We start from the raw sequence: 24,210 nt of genomic DNA on the forward strand, positions 1-24,210 counted from the left end.
TAAATCTGCATGTCAGCGTCATCTGGCAGGGTCGATCTTCATGCTTTGTCGCTCAATTGGTGCTTTGTGTCATAGGCCACTAGTCTGTGGTCTAGGACGATCAAGATCGCCTTGGAAGCAGGAACCTCATGACTCTGGAACCGACTCGGATCAGGCTCGCACGCGAACGTGTAGCGCTGAGCCGGTCAGCGCTGGCCGCGTCACTGGGCGTCTGCGAGCGAGAGCTTGCTCAGGCCCCGGAAGAACTGAGTTTTGCCCTGGCCAAGACGCTGGGCTGTGCCGAGCAATTTTTCCGGCTTCCTGCCGCCTCCGGCATCGACGCCGAACGTATTTTCTTCCGCAGTCCGCGGCGCACTAGTAATGCGCAGAAATTGGCTGCGGCCGCCGCTGGTCGGACCGGGGTGGAACTCTACCGCCTGATCACACAAAACTTTGCCTTGCCTACTACCGAGGTGCCGGAGTTAACTGGTTATGCCCCGGCCGATGCCGCCGTGCAGTTGCGTTTGGACTGGGATTTGGGGTGCGGCGCGGTGCCCGAGGTACTGCACCTGTTGGAGTCCCACGGCGTGCGAGTGCTCAGCTTGCCCCCAGAACTTCAGACGGTGAAAACCTTTAGCTTCTGGGAGGAAGGCCAGGCCTTCATTTTCCTTGCCAACGGATCAGCTGCTGAACAGCGCTTCGCACTGGCCCATGAGTTGGGGCACCTCTTGCTGCATTCGGCCTTGGGGCATCATGCGGAGCAGATCGCCCACGCTGAACTTGAAGCCGATCAATTTGCTGCGCACCTTCTCATGCCTTCGGTCTCGTTGCAGATCCGCGTCTCGGACCTATTGCAGATCCCGCAACTGCTCGCGCTCGAAGAACATTACGGGGTGCCGGCGATGATAATACTGGCTCATGCACGCGCTTGCGGCGCACTAGGCGAAAACGCCTACACGTGGCTGTCCCAAGAGATGCAGTTGGAGCCGGCCAGGGCTGGCCAGGCGGAGTGCTCGCGCGTTTTCTCGCTGGTCTTCCCCTCACTGCAGTTCGATCACCGCGCCAGTACTGCCCGGATCGCCCGCGAATTAGGGTTGACCGAGCGGCATATTCACGAGCTGACTTTTGGGCAGGCCTTTGTGTTGCTGACCGGTGAGAACCAGCGCGATGCCGGTGAGGTTGCTCGCGGGCATCTGCATGCGCTGTAATGCCGAGGGTACGGCCAGCTAGGGGGCAACGATTTCCACGTCGAGTTTGCCCGCTTTCCATAATTCCGTCATGCGATCGGCGTGCTGATCTGCCTTGATCGCCTCATCGGGGCTCATGAAATAGGTGTTGACCCGCAATTTTTGTTCTGGGTCTACCGAACGTGGCAGTAAGACCATCGGTCGACATCCCGGGATTTTCACTGCGTGGAACAGGCCGCAGTGACGCTCCACGTGATGGACCGGGCAGCCCAGCGCGGCCGAAGTGATGTCGGTGCAGCCGCCCTTTTCCCACGCATCCAGATGGTCGAGCTCGCAGCGCGCGGCAGGCATGGAGCAGCCAGGATAGGAGCAGCCGCGATAAGCTGCGCGCAGGGCTCGGCCCTGGGCCTTGGAGAACAAGCGTTGGGCGCGGCCCAAATCCAGCGGTAGACAGTCGCCATTAAGGATCACCGGGTAGATTCCGGCTGAGCACATCGCTGCGCGCACCTCGCCGGGTGAGAGGGCGAAGCCTGATGAGGTTACCGCGTAGCTTGGGGCGCGGGCCAGCATTTTCTCGTCGTCCAAAATGATGCTGACTTGACCTGTTGCCAAACCGGCTCGGTTTTTGTTGGTGCCGTTGGTGCCGGTGGTGCCGGTCGTGCCCGCCGTGCTGGCCGAATGATCGGCCATCAACAATGCCATCAGTCCGATCAGTCGCCGACGTTCGGGCTTCAGGTCTTCCCATGCAGGAGGAGGTGCCGGCGGGGTCTCATCCGGGTCGAACGGATCAGGATCTGGCGGCTCGGCTGTGTCGGGATTTTCCGGGGCTGGATCCTCTCCGACTCCGTGTTCCGGATCAGTTTCTTCGCTGGCCCAGTCGGGTTTGGTGGATTCGTTATCCCAGTCGGCGGTGTGCTCGCCGGTGAAAGCAGCCTCGGTTTCAGCTAGGGCGTCCCGGTTGCCGGCCAGCGTCGAAGGGTTGGCCAGAGCCGCAAAATAGGACTCGATGACCTCAGCTTGAGAGGGCAGGACACGAAGGTGGTACTCAATTAGTCCCTTGCGAACTCCGCGGCGGAAAAGCCCAACCTCGTCGAGTAACGCTTTGAGCGGGCGTTTGCCCGCTTTGAGTTGGGCGATGAGATCGCCGATATGTTTGCGGGCCGACTTGGGTTCGCCGCGGATCATTTGAACGGTTTGGGATTCGAGCTGGTGTCTTTGTTGCTCGCCGTCGGCCGAGTCCGCAAAATCCTTGCGGGCCGAATGCAGCTTCATTGTGGCACCGAGCACCACACGCGGGTCCACGCTCACATCGGTGAACTGCTGGGCAAGTTGGGGCAACCAGGGAAGCTGCTCGGTGCCGGAATCATCGATGCTGCCGATCAGGCAGTCGGCTTGAACAAGCCGGTCATTGACGGTACTGCGTGGGATGTTTAGCAGGTCATGCATTAAGGCGCGGGCGGAGCGGTAGTGAGTGCGGCCGGCGGTGGTGTGCCCTTGAGCCGCTTCCAGTGCCTCGATGCTCAGGTCATCGGCCACGTCGGCGATTGCCTGCAGGGAGGGTTGGTCGAGTTTGTGGGCACCAGAGCGCCGCAGGGCATGGGCGGCGCGTGGTTGCGCTCGCGTTTGGGTGGCGCCGAGGTTTTCGAGCAACTGTGCAAAGAGCAGCGCGTGTCCGGCGGGCAGATCGGGGGTTGAAAGCACAGCGGTCGCCGAGGCGATCAGTTCCTCGGCGGTGGCCAGATCAAGCAGTGCTTGGGCGGTTGCGGTGCTCATGGGATTCAGTGTGTGCCAGTATCAACGGCCAGGCGCGCTGGGCCAACCAATTGTGGAAAACGCGCCGTGGAAAACTAGCCGTGCAACCGGTACCAGAGCAGTGCGACCTGCAAACTCGCGCGTGATTCGGCCGAGTCCAGCACCACGCCCAGCTTGGATTCGAGCTTGGACAGGCGCGCGTAGAGCGTAGGTCGGGACAAATACCCGGCCTTGGCCAGGGCGGACTTGTTCCCGCTGTGCGCGAGGTAGAGTTCGAGCAGGTCCAGCGCGGGTTGATCGAGCGGGTTGAGTAGGCCGGCCAGTTCGGCGTGCGCGAAGGAACGCATTCGGGCATCGGCGCCCATGGCGGAGAGCACCCCGCGCAGTCGCAGATCGGCAAAACGGTAATAGGGCTGGGCGCGGGTAGGCAGGTTTGGGACAATTTCCGCGACCTGTGCGGCCTGATCCAACCCAATAATGGCGGTAGCCAAGCTGCCTTCGGGGCCAACGCCGATGGCTACCGGGGCGGTGAGCTGTTCAGCCAGCCGGCGGGTGAAACCTTGCAGGGTGGAGTCCACCAGTTCGCGGGCGCGCACCGGTAGAAGCAGTGAGAGGTAGCCGGGTTTAAGCAGTCCGGCAAGGATGCCCAGGTGGAGTGAGTCGGCGAGCTGATCGAGCTCTTCAAGAAGGGCGCGGTCGGCCAATTGGGTTTCGGTGGCGCTGGCCGCGGCGGAAGTTGAGATGACCACCGGGACATAGTAGGCGGCCGCGGCCAGGCCGAGGGCTTGGGTGCGGATGGCGAGTTCCTTGTCGCTGTAGTTGTGCCCGGCGGCCAGTTCGTGAAGGGTGGCGGTGCGGGTTTGGTAGAGCAGTTCGCGTTGATCGCGTCCGGACAGTCGGGCGATGGTCAGCGCCTGACCTGCGCGTTCTAACACCATGGCAGCCCGGTCATCATCTTCCAGTTCAGCCGGGACGATCAGCCGACCCCAGCGGCGGCGGGCGGCACCTACCGGGGTTTGCAACCAGTTCTCGGCCCCGGTGGCACGGCCGGTGTGCTCTAGGTAGCCGACAAATTTGGAGCGGTTGATCCAATTTTCTAGGTGCGCATCGGCGTGGGCGAGCACCCGGTGGCGGACATCTTCGAGCACCACCGGAGCGCGCAGTAGCGCCGCGGTACGCTCGACGATGTGCGCCTCGTCGGCTTCACTCAGCGAGAGCTCGGTAAAGATTTCGTGTACGGTGCGTGAGAATTGCACGGCTTCTAGTTGTTGGGCCACGAGCAGTTGATGGATGACCTCGGTGATGGCCACAAAGCGGGTGCGCCGACGCAGCACGATCACTGGTAGGCCCTGATCGGCCAATGAAAAGTTGGTCCCCGCGGGATCTTCGATGATCACCCCGGCGGCCCCTGCCTGCCGCAGTGCACGGATAAAGTCTGGAACGTCGGCCACGTTGCGCAGGGTGGTGAGCACCAGTTCGCGCCCCAAGAGCAGTTCAGTATTCTCGCTGGATTCGGTCACGTGCACCCAGCGCAGTTCAGTATCCAGTCCCGTGGCGCAGAGGATCTGCGGGTCGCCCTCCTGCACCACTGGCAGTTCCAGCACCTGATTTACCGTCAGCATTTTTACACTCCGTCATCGATCTGGCTTAAATCATGACATAGTGCTGGTGTTCTGGTTCACTGTGATGACCCATGATGAAGGAAAGCCCAATAATGCGAAAGGACCACCCACCATGAGCACCACATTGACCGATACCCTGCAGCACTGGATCAATAACGCCGCCTATAGCGCCCCAGAGCGTACCGGCAAGATCTACAACCCGGCCACCGGTAACGTCACCCGCACGGTGCAACTGGCCTCCAAGGAGACCACCGAGGTGGCCATCGCTGCTGCCACCGCGGCCTTCCCCAAGTGGCGTGATACCTCGCTGGCCCGGCGCACCGCGATCATGTTCAACTTCCGCCAGCTGCTGGTCGAACGCAAGGGCGAACTGGCCGCGATTATCACCGCCGAGCACGGCAAGGTTCTGGACGACGCATTGGGCGAGGTCGCCCGCGGCCTAGAAGTCGTGGAACTAGCCTGCAACGCTCCCTACCTGCTGAAGGGTGATTACTCGCAGAACGCGTCGACCGGTGTGGATGTGCAGTCACTGCGTCAGCCGGTGGGCGTCTCGGCCATCATCTCCCCCTTCAATTTCCCGGCGATGGTACCGCTGTGGTTCTTCCCGGTAGCCATCGCCTCAGGTAACACGGTAGTGCTCAAGCCATCGGAGAAGGATCCCTCGGCGGCCATCTGGCTGGCGCAGCTCTTTGCTGAAGCGGGTCTGCCCGAAGGTGTGCTGAACGTCGTGCACGGCGATAAGGAATCGGTAGATACCCTATTAACCGATCCGCGGGTGAATTCGATTTCCTTTGTGGGTTCCACCCCGATCGCCCAATATGTGTACTCCACGGGCACCGCCCACGGTAAGCGCGTCCAGGCCTTTGGCGGGGCAAAAAACCACATGTTGGTCCTGCCCGATGCGGATCTAGAACTGGCCGCCGACATGGCGGTGAACGCGGGCTTCGGTGCCGCCGGCGAGCGCTGCATGGCCATCTCCGTGGTGGTGGCTTTGGATTCGATCGCCGATGAGCTGGTGGACAAGATCGCGCAGCGAGCCAAGGGGCTGCGTGTGGGTGATGGTACGCGTGGTTGCGATATGGGCCCGCTGATCACCGGTGAGCATAAAGCGAAGGTCGCAGGTTATATCGATGCTGGCATCACCGCGGGCGCCGAATTGGTGGTTGATGGTCGCACCGGCACCGTGGATGCCCAGGGCGAAGGCTTCTTCCTGCACCCGACGCTGTTCGATAAGGTCGGCACCGACATGTCCATTTACACGGACGAGATTTTTGGCCCGGTCCTCTCGGTGGTGCGCGTTGAGTCCTTCAACGAGGGCATCGAACTAATCAACGCCTCACCGTACGGCAATGGCACCGCGATCTTCACCAACGATGGCGGAGCAGCACGCCGCTTTGAAGATGAGATCCAGGTTGGCATGGTCGGGGTCAACGTACCGATTCCCGTTCCGGTGGGTTACCACTCCTTTGGCGGTTGGAAGGCCTCGCTCTTTGGCGACCAGCATGCCTACGGCCCAGAAGGGTTCAAGTTCTTTACCCGTAATAAAGTAGTCACCAAGCGTTGGCTGGATCCTAGCCACGGCGGAATCAACCTCGGCTTCCCACAGAACGACTAGGAGCGATCATGAGCGAGCAACTCACCGAAGAAATTACTAGCGAGCAGATCGCCGCCGGCCAGCGCGCCTATGAGCTGGATCGTGAACATGTGTTCCATTCCTGGCAGGCCCAGGGTCCTTTTGACCCGATGACCATTGTGAAAACCGAGGGCTCGTATGTGTGGGATGGACAGGGCAATAAGCTCATCGATCTCTCCAGCCAGCTGGTCAACACCAATATCGGGCACCAACATCCCAAGGTGATCGCGGCGATTCAGGACCAAGCGGCAAAGATCGCCACCATCGCGCCGCAGCATGTGAATGAGGCACGCAGCGAGGCGGCCCGACTGGTGGCCAAGCACACCCCGGGTGAACTGAACAAGATCTTCTTCACCAATGGTGGGGCCGACGCGGTGGAGCATGCGGTGCGCATGGCCCGGTTACATACCGGCAAGCACAAGGTCCTCTCGGCCTACCGCTCCTATCATGGTGGCACCCACCTGGCGGTGAACATCACCGGGGATCCGCGGCGCTTTGCCTCGGATCACGCCAGCGACGGCATCGTACATTTCTTCCCTGCCTACCCCTACCGTTCCTACTTCAACTCCACGAGCCTTGAAGAGGAAACCACTCGGGCGCTCAAGCATTTGGAAGACACGATCCTGCTTGAAGGTCCGGGGACCATCGCGGCGATCATCCTCGAATCCATTCCGGGCACCGCAGGTATTTACCTGCCACCTCCGGGATATCTTCAGGGGGTGCGGGAGCTGACCAAGAAGCATGGCATCGTATACATCGCCGACGAAGTGATGGCAGGCTTTGGTCGCAGTGGGCAATGGTTTGCGGTGAACCACTTCGATGTGGTGCCAGATTTGCTTACCTTCGCCAAGGGTGTGAACTCCGGTTACGTTCCCTTGGGAGGTGTGGCGATCAGCCCGGAGATCTTTGAGACTTTCCGTGAGAAGGTCTACCCTGGCGGGCTGACCTACTCGGGTCACCCTCTGGCTTGTGCCGCGGCGGTGGCTACCATCACTGCCATGGAAGAAGAGTCCATGGTCGAAAACGCTAAGCGTTTGGGCGATCAGATCATCGGGCCGCGTTTGGAACAGTTTGCCAAGGACCATCCCTCGGTGGGTGAAATACGTGGCACCGGGGTGTTCTGGGCGATCGAACTGGTGAAGAACCGGGAAACTCGTGAGCCGTTGGCCGCCTACGGTGGTAGCAGCCCAGAAATGAACCAGGTCATCGGTGCGGCGAAGAAGGCAGGCTTGTTGCCCTTCGCTAACTTCAACCGACTGCACGTGGTTCCGGCGATGAATATCGAGGACGAGGTACTCATCGAAGCACTAGATCGGCTGGAGCAAGCGCTCATCGTGGCCGATAACTTCGTAGAATAACCACCATACTGGCAGGATGGCACAAACCATCCTGCCAGTTTTTCTTTTTGCGGGAGGACTATGATGACTTCACCAACCAGCCAGCTTCTGCTCGAGGATCATCCGCGGGCTTCAGTGGATCGAGCATTGCGCGCCCGGGCCAGCGTAGAGCGCTCTGGATTCGTTCCGCCGACTTTTGCCGATGGGGTGATTTTCGCCCAGGACATCGAAGATGTAGTACTCACCATGAAGTTGGCCAGTAAGTATGGGGTGCGGATTGTTCCTCGCGGCGCGGGCACCGGGCTGGCCGCAGGTTCCTGCGCGCAAGAAGGCGAAGTGGTGCTGGATCTCTCGGCGATGAACCAGATCCTTTCCATTGATCCGGTTCAAGGTATCGCCACCGTTCAGCCCGGAGTCATCAATGCTGCGGTGAATCAAGCGGCCGAAGAATACAACCTGTTTTATGCACCGGATCCGGCCAGCACGGCGATCTGTTCGATCGGCGGTAATATCGCCACCAACGCAGGCGGCATGTGGTGCGCCAAGTACGGGGTCACCCGCGAATCAGTGCTCAGCTTGCTCGTGGTCTTACCCGACGGTCAGCTGTTGCGCACCGGGCGACGGACCATCAAGGGTGTTGCCGGTTACGACATGAATGCGCTGATGATCGGATCCGAAGGAACCTTGGGCATCGTCGTAGAGGCAGTACTAAGGTTGCGGCCCAAACCTAAACACACCGCAACGCTTGTCGCCTACTTCCCAGATGAAGTTGCTGCGGCGGCAGCGGCCAGCGCGGTTAGCGCTGCGGGGCTCACCCCGTCGGTGTTGGAGCTGATGGACGGTAAAACTCTGCTTGCCGTGGATAGCGCGATGGGCACCGAGCACCATAATTCCGGCGGTGCCTTATTGCTGGCACAAACCGACGGTTATGGTGCCGATCTAGAAATGCAGGCTCTAGAACTTGCGATCAAACCGTTCGCCGAACATTGCGAGTTGGCGACAACCGAACAACACGCTCAAGCGCTGATCGAAGCACGGCGCCAGGCGATTCCGAGTATGGAGAAGCTCGGGACCGTTTCCATCTGCGATATCGGTGTTCCACGCAATCGGTTGGCCGAGGCCATAGCCGGGTTACAACGCATTGAGGCTGAGCGTGGGGTCTCGATCTTCATCATTGCTCATGCGGCCGATGGAAACCTGCACCCAATCATTGTGGTTCCCGCGGGGCAGTCCATCATCAGTGGTGCTCCCAAACTGGCTTTGGCCGACATGTTCTATTTGGCCCAAGAATTAGGCGGTACGCTCACTGGGGAACACGGCATCGGTTTGTTGAAGCAAGATTGGCTGCCAGAGGAATTGGGCGAAACCTCGCTGCAGTTACAACGCCGCCTGCGAAAGGTTTTTGATCCGCAAGGGATTTTGAATCCTGGCAAGGCCATTTAGCCTATCTTTTAGGTCCCTGGATGCGTAGGGTAAATTCATGGATGACTTTCTAAAAGTGGATTTTGCTACGCCCCTCATTCTGTTGTGCGTAGCAGTGATCTTTTTCCTGCTTTGTATTCCGATGCTGATCCACGGTTTGATTCGCCGACGAAATTTCTCTAGATTGCGTGACGGCGAACAGATCTATTCTCTGCGCTCATCCATCCGTACCGAGTTGATCATGTCAGCGCTTGCTGCAGTCCTTGTGATCGCTTGCCTGGTGATCGGTTTTACCGGCTACGGCCGTGCCATGAATAACTTGCAGGCTAATATTGAGCGCGAGTTCTCCCCCACCGAGTTAGAGATTCATTTCTGGACGGGGTCATCGGCTATTGCCAATATTTCTTTGCCCGATGGCACCAGCTATGATCCGGCAACCATCTCTGTAGAAGAGGGATATCGTCCCGTAATCAATGAAGCCCCGTAATGATCAGCTACCAGTGAACCCGATCACCGATAGTTGACTCAGTTATGAAATACTGATCAACAGAGCATTTAGGCCGTTAGCTTGTGGGAGGACAACAAAAATGATGGGAAATGGTGCGCCAGTTGGCGATCCGTTCCAGCCGCATCTGGAATGGGGTCTGAAGGCCTCGTTCGTGGGTTATATTTCTTCCCTGCCCGATGGTCGTATCGAGGCGAGCAATGGTGTTTGGCAAGTAGGCAATTCGCTGGTCTTCCCGGCTTCCCCGGCCACCGACGTTCCAGATAACGAGGTCTGGTTTAATGGCCAGGTTTCGTTCTCCGGACATGGCGGCATGATGAAGCTGGACCTGATCGAACCGCGTGTAGAAAACCAAGATGAAGCCATCAAGCTGACCATCGGGACCGCTACCGAACGGATCGCCATTGCCGAGCTCACCGAGACGGCTGTCTCTCGTGCCTTTGGCATGGTGAAGACTCGATTCTCGGCAGTACTGACCGACGAGGGATCAAAGCTTTTCAACGGTCAATATCCAGCAGGTCAGGGACTCGAAGACTTAGAGATCGTACTTCGCGGCTAGGCGGCGCCTGCGCTTGAAGCTGTCAGACCAGAAAATTACACGTATCTGGGAGAAATAGTTCGCGTATGAACCCGCTGTTACCTAACGCCTTCGAACTGATCATGTTCTATGTCGTTCCGGTGCTCATTGTCACCGCCCTAGCATTTGTCATCACCCTCGTGGCCCGGGGCCGCAGGTTGAACACTGTGGACTTCATTGCTGAGGACCGGATGGACGAAAGCGCTAACTAGCCACAACGACTGACATAGCTGATGCCAGCAACAATTTCTTGTTGCTGGCATCAGCTATGTGGCATGGCAATACGTTGTCCCGAAGGGATCAACAAGTGGTTATTGACGGGAGAACTCGGAGGCACGAGCCACCTGGTCATCGGTCACCGACTGGCCCGTGTACTTTTCAAACTGGGCGGCCGCTTGCAAAGCGATCACTTCCGCGCCGGTGATCACCGGTTTGCCTGCCTTCGCAGCGGCGCGGATCAACGGAGTTTCGCTTGGGAAAGCAACGACATCAAAGACGGCTTCAGCAGATGCGATGTGCTCATCAGAGAACGACTGAACTTCGGACTGTGCACCGTTCATGCCTAGCGGAGTGACGTTAACGATGATCTGGTGTCCCGGGGCAGGATCGGAAACTACGTGTTTGTAGTTGTATTTCTGCGCCAGCTCAGCTCCGGCACTTTCGTTGCGGGCCAGTACGGTGAGATCTTCAAATCCAGCATCACGGAAAGCTGCGACAACTGCCTTGGCCATACCACCGGAACCACGAACTAGAACGCTGTGGTTCTTGTCCAGTTCGTGGCGAGCGATCAAAGTTGCGATCGCTTCAAAGTCCGTGTTGGATGCGACGAGTCGACCGTTGGTGTTAACGATAGTGTTGACCGATTCAATGGCTGCCGCCGAAGGTTCAATCTCATCGACCATGGCCATGACGTCTTCTTTGAAAGGCATGGAGACCGAGCATCCACGGATTCCAAGAGCACGAACACCGGCGATAGCGCCAGCGAGATCCTCGGTGGAGAACGCTTTGTAAATGAAGTTCAACTCAAGTTCTTCATAGAGGAAGTTGTGGAATCGAGTCCCAATGTTTGATGGTCGGCCCGAAAGCGAAATGCACAGGGACATGTCTTTGTTCAAAATCGGCACGTTAGAATCTCCAAAAAATCGATCGTGGTTCAAGATCAAATATACGTCTTTGGGATTCGTATTCCGCTCCAGCGATCATCTGATACGTGTCAGGGATTACCTCTTTCCCTGCGGGAACCCTTTGGCTAAGCTCAATTCTCATGAGTAAGGAACTTGAAGCTGGCCCCTTTTTTCATGGAACCAAGGCAGAACTGGTACCCGGTGATTTTCTTTCTGCGGGATACCCGTCGAACTACCGTCCTGAAGTGATCATGAACCACATCTACTTCACCGCGCTGCCAGACGGTGCGGGGCTCGCGGCACAAATCGCGGCCATCGATGGCACCGCGCATGTTTACGAGGTGGAACCGACCGGTGAATTTGAAGATGACCCGAATGTCACCGACAAGAAGTTCCCAGGTAATCCAACACGTTCATATCGCAGTGCCAGCCCGTTGAAGGTGGTGCGTGAAGTTCACGACTGGAAACGGATCTCCGAAGCTGAGCTGCAAGGCTGGAGGGATCGCATTAATGCCATTTCTTCTAGTTCCGGCGGAGAAATCATCAACTGAAGCTATGGATAACAACCGCGGTGATCAAGATTTCGCACGCGAAGTCTTGATCACCGCGGTTGTCATCAGGATAGGGCTTCTCTAGCCTTTGATGATCTGTGGTTGAGCCAAAGATTTCAGGCCATCAACACCAAATTCCAGTCCATATCCTGATTGCTTTGCCCCTCCGAAAGGAATGCGCGGATCGATGGTGCCGTGGGAGTTGATCCAGACGGTTCCGGACTCAATCTGGGCAGCAACTTCTAGCGCCTTGGTTCGGTCACTGCTCCACACCGAAGCGCCTAGGCCAACTTCCAACGCATTGGCATGAGCTATGGCTTCGGCGGTGTCTTTCACCTTGATGATAGGCAGCGCGGGGCCAAATTGCTCTTCAGTCACCAAACGATTATCGGGTTCGATGTCGGCAATCAACGTCGTTGGGTAGAAGTATCCCTTGGCCTGCGCATCAGGATTGGCTCCAAGTAATACCCTCGCTCCGGATTCGACGGCGTCAGCAACGAGTTCGGCGACAATGTCGTGTTGTGCTTTGTTTTGTAGCGGCCCAAGGACGTTGTTTTCGTCCAGACCCACACCCATGGGCATAACCTTGGCCACCGCGGTGAGCTCGGTGCATACCTTCTCGTAGATGCTTTCAGGCACGTAGAGACGTTTGAGTGCAGCACATGTCTGACCGGTGTTAATGAAGGCACCCCAGAACAGGTCTTGAGCGATGGCTTTCGGATCTGCGTCTTCCAGCACAATCCCTGCGTCATTGCCACCCAACTCCATGGTCAGGCGCTTCACCGTGTCAGCAGAAGATCGAATAATGGCCTTGCCGGTTCTGGTGGAGCCGGTGAACATAATCTTGGCGATGTCCGGGTGGCTCGATAGCTTCTCCCCGACATCACGTCCGCCGGCGACAACATGCAAAACTTCGGCAGGCAGTACCTCGTTCAGGATATGGACAAGGGCTAGGACGGAGAGTGGAGTGTATTCGCTAGGTTTCATCACCACGGTATTACCCATACGTAGTGACGGAGCCAGCTGCCAGATAGAAATCATCATTGGCCAGTTCCATGGCCCAATGGCACCAACGACACCTAATGCCCGGTAGTGTTTGGCCGCGTAGGTTTCCCCGTCGTCAACAATGACTTCTGGTTCCACGTCGTAGGCGGTGGCGGCGCGAAGCCAGGCTGCGGCTCCCCCCACCTCAAAGCGTGCATTGGGCCCGTTCAGGGGTTTGCCTTGTTCGCGGGAAAGCAGCTGGGCCAAGGCCTCGGCGTTGGCTTCGATGTTGTCGGCCGCGGCGTTGAGCAGTCTCTTTCGCTCTTCATGGCCCAGTTTGTCCCAGCCTGGTTGCGCGGCTTTGGCTGAGGCGACGGCCGCGTCAAGATCTTCCGCGGTGCCTTCAGCCACCCGGCCCACGAGGTCCCCGGTGGCTGGATCGAAAATTTCTGTTCCGCCAGAAGCGGGTTGGATCGCCTCTAATAGTTCCTGGGCGTTGGCGTAAGACATGATGCAACTCCTTTGTGCAGATTACTTGTACAGATTGTTTATGAGACAGATACTTGGGTCACGGGTAGTGACTCGGGCTTGGTACGCCGAACTACCAGCGTCACCAGCGAGGCAACCAGCCCTGGAATGATCACGATTCCTTGTAATGTGTACCCCAATAAGCCGGTCTGTTCGACGCCGAGCAAAATATCGAAATTGATGATGATCTGGACGAAGACATAGGTCAACGCGATGCCAGAAATCAGTGGAGCAATGACCCTGGTGATCACCGAATCGCTAGTTCTGTTTCGGGCGAAGTAGCCGATCACCGCGAATGATGTCAGGGCCATCAGTAGCACTAACCCAAAGGCAGCTGAATTTGTCATCCATGTGAACATCGTGAAGACGATATACATGGGCTCTTGACCGCGCGAAACGGCGGCAAAAACTACGATGACGACGATCGCGAGTAGGGACTGAGCCAGCGAGCCAGCTACGGGTGCGTGCGTAGTCCGCGAGGTTTTCGCCAAGAATCCGGGCAATGCACCACCTCGGCCCATGGAGTAGAAGTAGCGTGCCACCACGTTGTGGAATGCTAGCAACGCCGCAAAGAGGCTGGTGATAAACAGGAGATTAGCTAGATCCACAAACCAGGCTGGGGCGTGGGCCGCGAAAAAGACGAACAACAGATCAGGGCCGTGTTCAGCGGAAGCCCCAATAACATTGCCGGCACCTTCCCCCACGGCAACAGCGAAGGCCGAAAACGCGTAGAAACAGGCGATAATCACGATGGCAATCATGGTTGCGCGTCGGGCGGTACGCTGAGGATCTTTCACTTCTTCGTTATAGATGGTGCCCGATTCGAAGCCCATGAAAGCGGCAATGGTGAACGCTACGACCGCTCCCATACCTGGAGCCAGCGCGTCAGAAAGATTAAAGGCGGTTTCTGGCTGCGGAGCCTGCGGCGCCAAGACAAAAGCCATGATGTTATAGACAACCACCACGAGGAACTCGGCGGCAACGATGATTCCCAGAACCTTTACGGAGAAATCCACCCGGTTCATGCCCAAGAAGCCGACCAGCACCCACGCAATTAGAGCCGTCACCCACCAAGGAAGAGCGGTATGGAAAATGGTGTTGACGAAGGATGAAGCGGCGAATCCGAACATTCCATAAATGCCGATTTGCATCAAGTTGTAGCTGACCAAGGCCACCATCGCGGCCCCAACCCCGATGATTCGGCCCAGTCCCTCAGCTACATAGGCGTAAAAAGCTCCAGCGTTGGGAATGTGGCGACTCATGGCGGTGTAGCCAATGCTGAAAACCAACAAGATGGCCCCGATGATCAAAAACGACAGTGGCACCGAGCTCATTCCGGTCACTGCATAGTTTGTCGTGACACCACCGGCCACCGCAGTCAGCGGCGCACTTGCTGCGATGATCATGACCACCAAGGCGGGAACACTTAGTGTTCGTTGTTCAAGTGCCATGTGATCCCCCGAAAGTGTAGTTTGCTTTCAATTAGGATCTACGCCTTTGTCAGTTTCTTCTTGTCATTGGGTGCAGGCTCATTGCTTTCGCGTGCACAAGTAGTCAAAGATGCTCTAGGCCAGACGGTACTTGCCAGGACTGGAGCCAAAGTGCTTAGAAAACATACGACTAAAGCCGGCCGCATCGCAGACTCCTACTCGCGCGCCGATCGCTTGAACCGAGCATTCGGCCATCATGGGATCGCGTAGAAGGCGCGATGCCTCGCTCATGCGTTGGTTTCTGATCAAGGCGGCCACGCTGTGCAGTTGGTTTTCGAATAATGCGTGAAGACTTCGAACCGAGATGAAGTGCGCGTCAGCAATTTGGGCAGGGCCTAGTGTGGCCTCGTCGAGATGATCAGCAATGTAGTGGGCAATTTTTTCGCGTAGAAAATCTCTACTATCCGTTGCGTTACCGTTTCCGAGCACTCCGCCCAGGGCAGTGGCCAAAAGATCGATGGTGTTACGAGCCAGCGGGTAACCGCCGAACTCATCCCATTGAGATAAGTTGCTTCCAAGATGACGTAGCAATGGTGCAACCGTTCCCGAGAGCGGATGACTAGCCTCTAATGACAGCGCGGTGACTTGCCCAACTTGATGGTTGGACAGCCTGAATTCGTGGTGAGGGATCAGCGCGACAACCACTGTGGCCGGCTTTTCGAACTCCAGGGTATATGGCCTTTGTGTATCGTAAATGGCGAGGTCGCCAGGGGCCAATACGGTTTCACGTCCGTCTTGGATCAGCAGACCATGGCCTTCAAGCTGATAGGAGACTTTGTAGAATTCACCGTCGCCAGTGTTGGTGAGATCCACGGTGCGTTGTACAGCGTGGGGCCTAGCGTGGATGCGCATCAATCCGATGTCGCCGAGCATGTTCACTGCAAGCGAGGCAGCAAAATGACCTGTCGAAATCTGTTCGCTGCGAAGCTGCACGAAGGCATCTGAGATGATTCTGGACCACGCGGTAAACGAATCGACGTGCTGGACTTGATACACGAATTCCTCCCCAAAGGACGCCCAAAGTGTGCTCGGGCTCACAGTTGAGGGTACGCTCAACCGACAGAAAAGTCACTATTTTCTGCAAGCCGAGAAAAACCGGTTGGTCTGTTACTTGATCCGATTCAGCATCTGCAGGTGGTACTTCAACTGATCAACCAGGGATTGGCCTGAGTTAGCAGCCATGTCTAGGACGCTGGAAACTTGAGCCCCCATCAAGAAATTGATCAGTGAATCTCTCACGAAAGTTGCTTGCGCATGTCGCTCTCCAAGCTCTTGACCCAGCCACCGATCCAGCCAGGTTCTCCATTGGTCCATCGTTGCTGCGTTGGCCGCGGCTAGCTCTGGCTCCGCCAACGCCAGATTCCAGAAATGTACCGCAATTCGAGCTTCGTTGATTCGCAACTCATCAAGTGGAAGCACCTCGCACGCGAATGCTTCGATGGCCAGAGCGCCACGAAGACGCATGGCATTAGCTTCCACCCGTTTGTTGGTGGCGTCCGCGACGAAATTAAACGTCGCCTCCAGTAAGGCATCACGCGTAGGGAAGTATGGCTTCAGCGCACCATTTGAATAGCCAGCAGCAGCGGCAAGATCTCTAAGGTTGAGTTTGTCAATTCCCTCACGGGCAATAAAGCGCCAAGTGACTTCTACGATCTCTTGGCGACGCTGGTCGTGATCAACGATTTTGGGCATGAACCAAGCCTAACGATTTTTAGTAATTTCACCCGAAAGGGTTGCGCCGTCGAACCACTCTCCGTATTCTCTACATTCATAGAATAACAATTGATGTAGGTCACATTTTCACCAAGGAGCGCCACGCATGAGCACTACCACCTGTACCGATTTCACTTTGCTCAGCGAAGCCGAGGTCGCTCTCGCCAAGGAAATACTGGTCGAAAACGAACTCTTCGGCGCAACAACTCGCGTCGCCTACCTCGGCCTGGAAGATCCTCAGGACCACCAGCCAGGTCGGCACGTCCGCATCATGACACTGGACAAACTGGAGAACACGCCGCAGGACATCGTGGTGAACTTGACCGAAAAATCAGTTGTCTCGGTCATCGATCTCGACCCGGCACAAGTCGGCCAAATGCCCGTCTTGCTCGAAGAATTTGAAATGGTCGAATCGATCTTGTCTAACGATGCACAGTGGGCAGCGGCTCTAGCCAAACGAAACCTCACACCCGCTCAGGTTCGCGTGGCACCACTATCTGCTGGCGTGTATCACGACGAGTACCCAGAGGAATCCGGTCGTCGCATCTTACGTGGCCTTGCCTTCCGCCAAGATTTTGCCGAAGACTCCGCATGGGCGCACCCGGTGGATGGGCTGGTGGTCTACATCGACACCATTGCGCAAAAAGTTGATCAGCTCCTTGATCTGCAGATAGTGCCGATTCCTGAAACTCATGGCAACTACACCGACCCGGAACTCACCGGCCCGACACGCACCACGCAGAAGCCAATTGAAATCACCCAGCCCGATGGTGTCAGCTTTGAGGTCACCGACGACAACCACGTCGAATGGGAGAAGTGGTCACTGGATATCGGATTTGATATGCGTGAAGGATTGGTTCTCTACAACATCGCCTTCGATGACAAAGGAACCCAGCGTCGAATTCTGGATCGTGCGTCCATCGCTGAAATGGTCGTCCCCTACGGAGACCCGTCTCCTGTACGTAGCTGGCAGAACTACTTCGACACCGGTGAATACCTCATCGGGCGCCTGGCCAATTCTTTGGAATTGGGTTGCGACTGCCTCGGCGAAATCCATTACATCTCCCCTGTGGTCACCGACGCCGATGGCCACGCTCAAAAAATTACCAACGGCATCTGCATGCACGAAGAAGATGCTTCCATCCTCTCCAAGCACGCCGATGATTGGTCCGGCGTAAAGTACACGCGGCGCAATCGCCGCTTGGTAATCAGCTTCTTCACTACAGTGGGCAACTACGACTACGGCTTCTACTGGTACCTCTATCTAGATGGCACCATCGAATTCGAAGCCAAGGCCACCGGCATCGTCTTCACCTCTGCCATGCTCGACGAACGCTTTGCCTCTGAGATGGCCCCGGGCCTTGGCGCTCCGTTCCATCAACACATCTTCGGCGCCCGACTAGATTTTGCCCTGGATGACGGTCCAAGCCGGGTCATCGAAGAAGAGGCTGTTCGACTGCCGATCAGCAAGGAGAACCCTCGCGGCAATGCTTTCACCCGCAGCCACACGGTGCTGGCCACCGAAAAGCAGGCCGTGCGAGAAAACAACCCCACCGCCGGTCGTACGTGGATCATCACCAATCCAGAATCAAAAAATTACCTGGGCAAACCGGTAGGTTACAAGCTCATGTCCCAAGGACTGCCAACCTTATTGGCTGCCGAGGGATCCTCAATTCATCAGCGCGCGCAGTTCGCTTCCAAGGCCCTGTGGGTCACCCAGCGCGATACCGCGCACCGTTATCCCACCGGTGACTTCGTTAATCAAAACCCTGGTGGCAACGGCATCGGTTCATGGATTGAAGATGACAAAAATATTGATTCAGAAGAAGTTAGCCTCTGGCACACCTTCGCCCTCACCCATTTCCCACGCACGGAAGACTGGCCGATGATGCCCGTGGACACGGTAGGGTTCACCATTCGCCCAGAGGGGTTCTTCGACCGTTCCCCCGTCTTAGATGTTCCAGCACCGATGCAGCACGGTTGCTGTTCCACCAAGGAATCCGATGGTTGCTGCGGTAGCGGAAACTAGCACGGAGCAGCGGCGGGCACCGTGGCACGTGATCCTCGGGATTAGTGCCTTGGTGCTCGCCGCAGCACATCTGGCCAGCGCACCGTTTCTTGCTCATTCACCGGTGTGCTCGATAATTCTTCTGGTTATGACCGCCTGGTGCATCAAGTGCGCATGGTGTGTTCTGCACGGAGGATCGGCGCAGCGCTTGCTGCTCATGAGTGCAGCCATGGGAATCATTCACGTAGTCATGGCGCTGGGCATGCCGTGGTTTTCCGAGCATCACCAGCATTCCTTACACACTCACACTCCGGTTCATAGCGCCCTGATGTTGTTCCTGGCCCTTGCCGAATTCATCGTGATGTACGGTGCGGCTACTTATTGTCATATTCAACGGCAACGCCTGCTGATTGAGCCCTGACTATTGACTTGGTCAGGACTGCAAGATTAGATAAGTAATGAATTACATTCAATTTGTGGTTTTCTTGCCGAGAAGAGGGATACGCCTTGTTCGCCCCATGGCTCTCAACCGGCATCCTTAGTGCCCAACAAACTGCAAAGCCGCAAGGCCCCATGGTTGTTCCCCTGAGCTAGTAGCTAATAAAAATACTGCTACTAACCAAGGAATAGTCCCGTGCGAACATCCAATCCCATTACCTTCGACCGTTATGAACAAGCCGCTTCCAGCGAACAGATCACCACGGCCCTAACCGGCGCCAAGCGTACCAGCTACTGGCTGGATAACGCGCAACGCCCTGAACCCAACCCGGCCTTGAACGGATCCATCTCCACCGACTTGCTCATTGTCGGCGGCGGATACACCGGTTTATGGACCGCGTTGCAAGCCAAAGAGCAAAGCCCCGAACGCCGGGTGGTACTCATCGAAGGTCAGCGCCTCGGATGGGCGGCTTCGGGTCGCAATGGCGGATTCTGCGAAGCCTCGCTAGTTCACGGTGAAGCAAACGGCGAGAACCATTTGCCCAAAGAAAACGCGTTGCTTACTAAATTGGGCAATCAGAATCTCGATGAGTTTGAGGCTACAGTTCAGCGCTATTCGATGGACGTCGATTTCATTCGGCAAGGGGCGCTGAGCGTGGCTACCGAGGAGCATCAAGTGGCTTGGGCTGCCGAAGAAGCAGAAGCACCCAATGTTGAATACTTCGATGAACATCAGGTCAAGACGGTGATCAACTCACCGGATTTCCTTGCCGGCGCCTTGGACCATCGCTCCACCGCATTGGTACATCCGGCCAAACTAGTGTGGGAGCTGGCCCGTGTCTGCCAAGAGCTGGGCGTTGAATTTTATGAACACACCCAAGCCGTTGAACTGAGCGAAGTGGGCGACAAGATCACCGTCCTCACCCCCAACGGCCAGATAGTAGCGGACCGAGTCGCCCTAGCAACCAACGTCTTCCCCTCCTTGCTCAAACGTCATCGGGCACGCATCGTGCCCGTCTACGACTACGCGCTGATGACCGAACCGCTGACCGCCGCGCAGCGTGAAGCCATCGGATGGGACCGCCTAGTTGGACTGGCGGACATGAACAACCGCTTCCACTACTCGCGGCCCACCATTGATCAACACGGAAACTTCCGTATTCTCTACGGTGGCTACGACGCGGTGTATCACTTTGGTGGAAAGGTTCGTTCAAGCTACGACGAGAATCAACAGACCTTCGAAAAGTTAGCTGCTCACTTTTTCGGCAGTTTCCCACAGCTAGCCGATGTGAAGTTTTCACACGCTTGGGGCGGAGCTATCGATACCTGTTCGCGCTTCTTCTCATTCTTTGACCTCACCCATTCGGGCAAGGTGGCGTACTGCGCTGGTTTCACCGGTTTGGGTGTCGGGGCCACGCGTTTCGGGGCCAAGGTCATGCTGGACCTGCTTTCCGGCAAGAAGACCCAGCTCACCGAGCTGGAGTTGGTCCGTACTAAACCGATCCCGTTTCCTCCGGAGCCCGCAGCCTGGGTAGGTGTCAAAGTCATGACGGATCACCTGATCAAGGCAGACCACCAGCAAGGAAACCGATCTGTCTTTTTGCGCCTCATGGACAAGATCGGCATGGGCTTTGATTCCTAATGACGGAAATTTTCCTTCACTTCAACCAACACCACCGCACATTCTGAACATCGACAGGAGAACCCACATGGATTTCTACCAGCCGTCTTTGGGCCACCAGTTCATCAACGGATACCAAGTACAAGGTCAGGGCCCTACACTCCCCCGGATCTCACCAGCCACGGGCGAAGAGTTACTTGAGGTAGATACTGCCACGGATGAACAAGTCGATCAGGCTGTCAAAGCTGCGGCGACTGCCTTCCCGTCGTGGTCCACCCTGACACCGGGAGAACGCTCAGATCATTTGCTGGCCTTCGCTCGTGAACTACAACTACACGCTGATGAACTCGCCGCGGTAGAGACCTCCCAAACCGGTAAGAGCATTCGCATGTCCACCGAGTTTGATGTACCCGGATCCATCGACAACGTGAACTTCTTTGCCGGGGCAGCAAGAAACCTTCAAGGGTTAGCGGCCGGAGACTATGCGGGAAACACCACCTCAATGATTCGTCGTGAAGCTATCGGCGTCATCGGATCGATCAGCCCTTGGAATTACCCGCTACAGATGGCGGCGTGGAAGATTCTTCCAGCCATCGCAGCAGGTAATACGATCGTGCTCAAGCCCAGTGAACTCACTCCCGGAACCTCGGTGTTGTTCGCCAAGGCCGCAATCGATGCTGGGCTTCCTGCAGGTGTCATCAATGTGGTTCTTGGTGATGGCCCCCGTGTTGGGTCGGCCTTGGTTCGTCACCCCCTGGTGAAAATGACCTCCTTCACCGGGTCCACCGCGGTGGGACTGAAGATCATGTCTATGGCTGCCGAACGTGGAAATCGTGTGCACCTTGAACTGGGCGGCAAGGCTCCTTTTGTGGTCTTCGATGACGCGGACATCGAGGCGGCCGCCCACGGCGCGGTCGCTGGCTCAACAATCAATTCAGGCCAAGATTGCACGGCCGCCACCCGCGCCTACGTTCACTCGTCAGTATTTAAAAAGTTCACCTCAAGGGTGGCAGAACTGATGGATGCGATGGTGGTCTCCGATCCGACTGACCCGGACACCGATATGGGGTCCTTGATCAGCGAAGCACATTTGGACAAGGTTGCGGCCATGGTTCAGCGGGCTGAGGATTCAGGTGCGAAAGTTCTTGCTGGTGGACGCCGGGAAGAGCGTCCCGGATTCTATTACCGTCCCACCTTGCTCGTTGGAGCGAAACAGGATTCGGAGATAGTGCAACAAGAGGTCTTCGGACCAGTACTCGTTGCTTTACCCTTTGATTCCGATGATGAGGCTATCGAACTAGCCAATGACACCCCGTATGGTTTGGCGGCCAGCGCATGGACTAAAAATGTGGATCGGGCGATGCGGGCCAGTGCACAGATTCAGGCCGGATGCGTCTGGATCAATGAGCACATCTTGATCGTTTCCGACATGCCCCATGGTGGGTACAAAGCCTCCGGTATGGGCAAGGACATGAGCCAGTATTCCTTTGACGAGTACACGAACGTTAAGCACGTGATGCTCTCGCATGATCCAGCAGCCCACCGCGATTGGCAGGATACCGTCTTCAAACAAAGGTAGAGTCCGTCTAAAGGCTAACTAGCAGCTGGTTCAGTTTCTGTGTTGCCATCCCCGGTTCAGTGGTGGCGAAGAAGTACTGGGCCAGCTGTTTTTGCTGTCCGGCAACACCGGTCGCCGCCAGTCGGGCCACTCGATCAGCCAGACCATTGGCATTGCCCAGACGCTGTTCCGGTGGCAAGCCGTCACCGAGTTTGCTGGGCCGTTCGGAGGCAAGCAGCAATGGTTTGTTCAAAGCCACTGCGTCATAGGCCATCGCCGAGGTGTCGCAGATGGCAACGTCAGCCCATACCAACGACTGTGATGGATCGCTGATCGGGTCTAGGTTCGACGTGAAATTAGCCTTGAGTGTAGCGACGGCTTTTCTTGTCTCGGCTGATTTGTCTCCAGTTTTAGGGTGTGGCCGGAAACGAACTTGGAACCTATCGTCCCCCACTAGCTGAGCAAGAATTCGTTCGCCTAGTTTGGTCAGCGACGAGTACGCCATCGCTTGCGAGTCGCCTTCCCAGGTCGGGGCGTAGAGCACGCGTATCTTTTCTGCCGGGCGCTCCAATTCCAATTCGTCTAGCTGGGGACGTCCGATTTGAACCAAGTGCTTTGGGTCAAATCGTGCGATGCTCTCGGTGATGCGCTCTACTGCTGCTGGGCCGGCAACGCAGGCGAAATCGTAGGCTTTGAGCTGGTTGGAGACCATTGAGGTCTTTTCGCTTTCACCATGATTCAGATGGATATGTGCCGGTCCATTGAAGCGCAGCATGGTGAAGTTCCGTTGCGCATTATTCACGTAATTGATCGACGTTGTGCCCCAACTACGAAGCTTGGATTCAATCTCTTCCATTGATCGCGTGAAAAACACAGGCAAAGTTGTTTCGCTCAAAGCTTGCTTAGCGCTCAGGGAATCCATGAGCACTACCCCAATGTTCAGTCCCTGAGTGGCGAGTCGCTCAAAGGTCCCAAGCCATACACCTAGCTGGTAGAACTGACCGGGACCTTCAGCAAAGAACAAGACATGATCGGCTTGTTGAATTTCCCGTTTTCCTTGGGCTATTTCAGCACGTACAGATCGCTCTGCGAGTAGGGCCTTGGCTTTGCCTGTCGCCTGAGAAATTTGAGAAGAAATCAATGCCATACATGTAGTCTACGTACGACCTAGCCGTTGATAGCAGAAGCCAAGTTCGAAATGTTGGATTTCATCCAATCAAGGTAGCTGGAATCATCCTGAATGGTTTCTGCGAAGTCGACCACCGGCACCTTACCTTCTTCTGCATCCTTCTTGAGTAGCTTTGTTTCATTACCCTCGGTCTGCACGTTGTAGGCCAAGGCATCGACCTTAGCGCCTTGCAATTGGTCTTGTGCCTTCTTCAGGGTCATCGGCGCGATGCCTTCACCCTCTTCAATTGCTTCACTCAGACCAGCAGGGGTGGAATTCTTCATTCCAGCGTCTTCCAACAGGTGGAACGGCACCGGTTCGGTTCCTACGAAAGTCTTACCCTCTAGCTTGGCGTCAGCCAATTGGGTCTGCAGGTTTTTGATTCCTTCTTTGAAGTCCTCGGCATTCTTTGCATACTGGTCTTTATTGGCAGAATCGGCGTCACCAAAGTCCTTGGATAGTTCGTCAGCCAGCGCGCTCATCGAGTCCAGGTCGTACCAGATGTGCTCGTTGTAGGCTGCGTGATCATGCGAGTCTTCATCTTCGTGATCTGCATGCTCTTCATGTTCTTCTGCACTTTCACCTTCATGCTCTTCAGCCACTGGTGAGGTGTCCACGGCATGAATCAGCTCAACACCGCCAGCTTGTTCGCTCGGCAAGGACTGGACCAAAGAGTCCATGAACGGGTCATACCCCCCACCGTTGGCCACAACGATTGCTGCTTCAGAGACAGTGAGCTTGTCTCGTGTAGTCGGCTCGTAGGAATGAGGATCCTGCGCTGCGGAAGTGATGATTTCGCTGACGTTAACACTGTCGCCACCAATAGCGCGGGCAATTTGTCCGTAAACGTTGGTCGTCGCCACAACGTTGAGCGAAGAAGAACCCGCGGTCGAGACCTCAGAATTGTCGTTGCCACAGCTCGTGAGAATCAGTGAGGCGACTGGCACTGCGACAGCCACTGCGAGCAGAGAGCGATACTTCTTCATTCAAATTCTCCATACATCCATGATTAC

21 protein-coding genes are annotated in these 24,210 nt (G+C 56.5%); 12 read left to right on the top strand and 9 right to left on the bottom strand.

Going from position 1 to position 24,210, the window contains the following annotated elements; translation table 11 throughout:
• Nucleotides 1-128 precede the first annotated feature (128 nt).
• Entirely contained in the window at nucleotides 129-1,187 is a 1,059-nt protein-coding gene (locus FJV47_RS09025; protein WP_159612164.1) for an ImmA/IrrE family metallo-endopeptidase, read from the top strand.
• A gap of 18 nt (nucleotides 1,188-1,205) precedes the next feature.
• On the opposite strand, the gene FJV47_RS09030 is transcribed toward FJV47_RS09025, so the two are convergent.
• Entirely contained in the window at nucleotides 1,206-2,939 is a 1,734-nt protein-coding gene (locus FJV47_RS09030) for an HNH endonuclease signature motif containing protein (protein WP_159612166.1), read from the bottom strand.
• A gap of 74 nt (nucleotides 2,940-3,013) precedes the next feature.
• Nucleotides 3,014-4,540, bottom strand: a complete 1,527-nt coding sequence (locus FJV47_RS09035; RefSeq protein ID WP_159612168.1) for a PucR family transcriptional regulator — start codon at nucleotides 4,538-4,540, stop codon at nucleotides 3,014-3,016.
• A gap of 112 nt (nucleotides 4,541-4,652) precedes the next feature.
• Here FJV47_RS09035 and FJV47_RS09040 point away from each other — a divergent pair, with 112 nt between their 5' ends.
• From FJV47_RS09040 to FJV47_RS09065, 6 genes are all read left to right on the top strand, one after another.
• On the top strand, nucleotides 4,653-6,155 hold the full coding sequence (locus FJV47_RS09040) for a CoA-acylating methylmalonate-semialdehyde dehydrogenase (RefSeq protein ID WP_159612170.1): 1,503 nt from the start codon (nucleotides 4,653-4,655) through the stop codon (nucleotides 6,153-6,155).
• A gap of 8 nt (nucleotides 6,156-6,163) precedes the next feature.
• A complete protein-coding gene (locus FJV47_RS09045; protein WP_159612172.1) occupies nucleotides 6,164-7,531 on the top strand; it encodes an aspartate aminotransferase family protein in 1,368 nt (455 codons plus the stop codon).
• A 60-nt stretch (nucleotides 7,532-7,591) separates the two neighbouring features.
• A complete protein-coding gene (locus FJV47_RS09050) occupies nucleotides 7,592-8,953 on the top strand; it encodes an FAD-binding oxidoreductase (RefSeq protein ID WP_235026398.1) in 1,362 nt (453 codons plus the stop codon).
• 37 nt (nucleotides 8,954-8,990) lie between these two features.
• The gene (locus FJV47_RS09055; RefSeq protein WP_159612174.1) at nucleotides 8,991-9,419 is read left to right on the top strand and encodes a hypothetical protein; all 429 of its coding nucleotides are present in this window, start codon (nucleotides 8,991-8,993) and stop codon (nucleotides 9,417-9,419) included.
• 100 nt (nucleotides 9,420-9,519) lie between these two features.
• The gene (locus tag FJV47_RS09060) at nucleotides 9,520-9,996 is read left to right on the top strand and encodes an HtaA domain-containing protein (RefSeq protein ID WP_159612176.1); all 477 of its coding nucleotides are present in this window, start codon (nucleotides 9,520-9,522) and stop codon (nucleotides 9,994-9,996) included.
• Nucleotides 9,997-10,061: 65 nt separating this feature from the next.
• Nucleotides 10,062-10,226, top strand: coding sequence for a hypothetical protein (locus tag FJV47_RS09065; protein ID WP_159612178.1), 165 nt, complete (start codon nucleotides 10,062-10,064; stop codon nucleotides 10,224-10,226).
• A 99-nt stretch (nucleotides 10,227-10,325) separates the two neighbouring features.
• On the opposite strand, the gene FJV47_RS09070 is transcribed toward FJV47_RS09065, so the two are convergent.
• Nucleotides 10,326-11,138 (bottom strand): shikimate 5-dehydrogenase, encoded by an 813-nt coding sequence (locus tag FJV47_RS09070; protein ID WP_159612180.1) that lies wholly within the window; start codon nucleotides 11,136-11,138, stop codon nucleotides 10,326-10,328.
• A 140-nt stretch (nucleotides 11,139-11,278) separates the two neighbouring features.
• On the opposite strand from FJV47_RS09070, the gene arr reads away from it, so the two are divergent.
• Nucleotides 11,279-11,689 (top strand): NAD(+)--rifampin ADP-ribosyltransferase, encoded by a 411-nt coding sequence (gene arr, locus FJV47_RS09075; protein ID WP_159612182.1) that lies wholly within the window; start codon nucleotides 11,279-11,281, stop codon nucleotides 11,687-11,689.
• 81 nt (nucleotides 11,690-11,770) lie between these two features.
• On the opposite strand, the gene FJV47_RS09080 is transcribed toward arr, so the two are convergent.
• The 4 genes from FJV47_RS09080 to FJV47_RS09095 all read right to left on the bottom strand — a co-directional run bounded on the left by FJV47_RS09080 (nucleotide 11,771) and on the right by FJV47_RS09095 (nucleotide 16,383).
• Entirely contained in the window at nucleotides 11,771-13,183 is a 1,413-nt protein-coding gene (locus FJV47_RS09080; RefSeq protein ID WP_159612184.1) for an aldehyde dehydrogenase family protein, read from the bottom strand.
• A 38-nt stretch (nucleotides 13,184-13,221) separates the two neighbouring features.
• Nucleotides 13,222-14,652, bottom strand: coding sequence for an APC family permease (locus tag FJV47_RS09085; RefSeq protein WP_159612186.1), 1,431 nt, complete (start codon nucleotides 14,650-14,652; stop codon nucleotides 13,222-13,224).
• 114 nt (nucleotides 14,653-14,766) lie between these two features.
• Complete coding sequence (locus tag FJV47_RS09090) at nucleotides 14,767-15,687, bottom strand: helix-turn-helix domain-containing protein (RefSeq protein ID WP_159612188.1); 921 nt, start codon at nucleotides 15,685-15,687, stop codon at nucleotides 14,767-14,769.
• A gap of 111 nt (nucleotides 15,688-15,798) precedes the next feature.
• On the bottom strand, nucleotides 15,799-16,383 hold the full coding sequence (locus tag FJV47_RS09095; protein WP_159612190.1) for a TetR/AcrR family transcriptional regulator: 585 nt from the start codon (nucleotides 16,381-16,383) through the stop codon (nucleotides 15,799-15,801).
• 127 nt (nucleotides 16,384-16,510) lie between these two features.
• Here FJV47_RS09095 and FJV47_RS09100 point away from each other — a divergent pair, with 127 nt between their 5' ends.
• The 4 genes from FJV47_RS09100 (at nucleotide 16,511) to FJV47_RS09115 (ending at nucleotide 22,050) form a co-directional block, all read left to right on the top strand.
• Nucleotides 16,511-18,433: a primary-amine oxidase gene (locus tag FJV47_RS09100; protein ID WP_159612192.1), complete on the top strand. Its 1,923-nt coding sequence runs from the start codon at nucleotides 16,511-16,513 to the stop codon at nucleotides 18,431-18,433.
• A complete protein-coding gene (locus FJV47_RS09105; protein ID WP_159612194.1) occupies nucleotides 18,408-18,833 on the top strand; it encodes a hypothetical protein in 426 nt (141 codons plus the stop codon). Before FJV47_RS09100 ends, FJV47_RS09105 begins: the two co-directional genes overlap by 26 nt.
• 213 nt (nucleotides 18,834-19,046) lie before the next feature.
• The gene (locus tag FJV47_RS09110) at nucleotides 19,047-20,492 is read left to right on the top strand and encodes an FAD-binding oxidoreductase (protein WP_159612196.1); all 1,446 of its coding nucleotides are present in this window, start codon (nucleotides 19,047-19,049) and stop codon (nucleotides 20,490-20,492) included.
• Between the two features lie 67 nt (nucleotides 20,493-20,559).
• Entirely contained in the window at nucleotides 20,560-22,050 is a 1,491-nt protein-coding gene (locus tag FJV47_RS09115) for a gamma-aminobutyraldehyde dehydrogenase (RefSeq protein ID WP_159612198.1), read from the top strand.
• 7 nt (nucleotides 22,051-22,057) lie between these two features.
• On the opposite strand, the gene FJV47_RS09120 is transcribed toward FJV47_RS09115, so the two are convergent.
• On the bottom strand, nucleotides 22,058-23,176 hold the full coding sequence (locus FJV47_RS09120; RefSeq protein WP_159612200.1) for a CDP-glycerol glycerophosphotransferase family protein: 1,119 nt from the start codon (nucleotides 23,174-23,176) through the stop codon (nucleotides 22,058-22,060).
• 20 nt (nucleotides 23,177-23,196) lie between these two features.
• The gene (locus tag FJV47_RS09125) at nucleotides 23,197-24,183 is read right to left on the bottom strand and encodes a metal ABC transporter solute-binding protein, Zn/Mn family (protein ID WP_159612202.1); all 987 of its coding nucleotides are present in this window, start codon (nucleotides 24,181-24,183) and stop codon (nucleotides 23,197-23,199) included.
• Between the last annotated feature and the right edge of the window lie 27 nt (nucleotides 24,184-24,210).

The organism is Glutamicibacter sp. JC586 (genome assembly GCF_009805585.1).
Taxonomy (GTDB): domain Bacteria; phylum Actinomycetota; class Actinomycetes; order Actinomycetales; family Micrococcaceae; genus Glutamicibacter.

Bases quoted from the DNA above. Each gene is read 5' to 3' on its own strand.
- FJV47_RS09065 (WP_159612178.1), top strand. From the start codon at position 10,062: ATGAACCCGCTGTTACCTAACGCCTTCGAACTGATCATGTTCTATGTC.
- FJV47_RS09060 (WP_159612176.1), top strand. From the start codon at position 9,520: ATGATGGGAAATGGTGCGCCAGTTGGCGATCCGTTCCAGCCGCATCTG.
- FJV47_RS09095 (WP_159612190.1), bottom strand. From the start codon at position 16,383: ATGCCCAAAATCGTTGATCACGACCAGCGTCGCCAAGAGATCGTAGAA.
- FJV47_RS09080 (WP_159612184.1), bottom strand. From the start codon at position 13,183: ATGTCTTACGCCAACGCCCAGGAACTATTAGAGGCGATCCAACCCGCT.
- FJV47_RS09025 (WP_159612164.1), top strand. From the start codon at position 129: ATGACTCTGGAACCGACTCGGATCAGGCTCGCACGCGAACGTGTAGCG.
- FJV47_RS09115 (WP_159612198.1), top strand. From the start codon at position 20,560: ATGGATTTCTACCAGCCGTCTTTGGGCCACCAGTTCATCAACGGATAC.
- FJV47_RS09120 (WP_159612200.1), bottom strand. From the start codon at position 23,176: ATGGCATTGATTTCTTCTCAAATTTCTCAGGCGACAGGCAAAGCCAAG.
- FJV47_RS09085 (WP_159612186.1), bottom strand. From the start codon at position 14,652: ATGGCACTTGAACAACGAACACTAAGTGTTCCCGCCTTGGTGGTCATG.
- FJV47_RS09100 (WP_159612192.1), top strand. From the start codon at position 16,511: ATGAGCACTACCACCTGTACCGATTTCACTTTGCTCAGCGAAGCCGAG.
- FJV47_RS09050 (WP_235026398.1), top strand. From the start codon at position 7,592: ATGATGACTTCACCAACCAGCCAGCTTCTGCTCGAGGATCATCCGCGG.
- FJV47_RS09030 (WP_159612166.1), bottom strand. From the start codon at position 2,939: ATGAGCACCGCAACCGCCCAAGCACTGCTTGATCTGGCCACCGCCGAG.
- FJV47_RS09055 (WP_159612174.1), top strand. From the start codon at position 8,991: ATGGATGACTTTCTAAAAGTGGATTTTGCTACGCCCCTCATTCTGTTG.
- arr (WP_159612182.1), top strand. From the start codon at position 11,279: ATGAGTAAGGAACTTGAAGCTGGCCCCTTTTTTCATGGAACCAAGGCA.
- FJV47_RS09125 (WP_159612202.1), bottom strand. From the start codon at position 24,183: ATGAAGAAGTATCGCTCTCTGCTCGCAGTGGCTGTCGCAGTGCCAGTC.
- FJV47_RS09105 (WP_159612194.1), top strand. From the start codon at position 18,408: ATGGTTGCTGCGGTAGCGGAAACTAGCACGGAGCAGCGGCGGGCACCG.
- FJV47_RS09035 (WP_159612168.1), bottom strand. From the start codon at position 4,540: ATGCTGACGGTAAATCAGGTGCTGGAACTGCCAGTGGTGCAGGAGGGC.
- FJV47_RS09040 (WP_159612170.1), top strand. From the start codon at position 4,653: ATGAGCACCACATTGACCGATACCCTGCAGCACTGGATCAATAACGCC.
- FJV47_RS09045 (WP_159612172.1), top strand. From the start codon at position 6,164: ATGAGCGAGCAACTCACCGAAGAAATTACTAGCGAGCAGATCGCCGCC.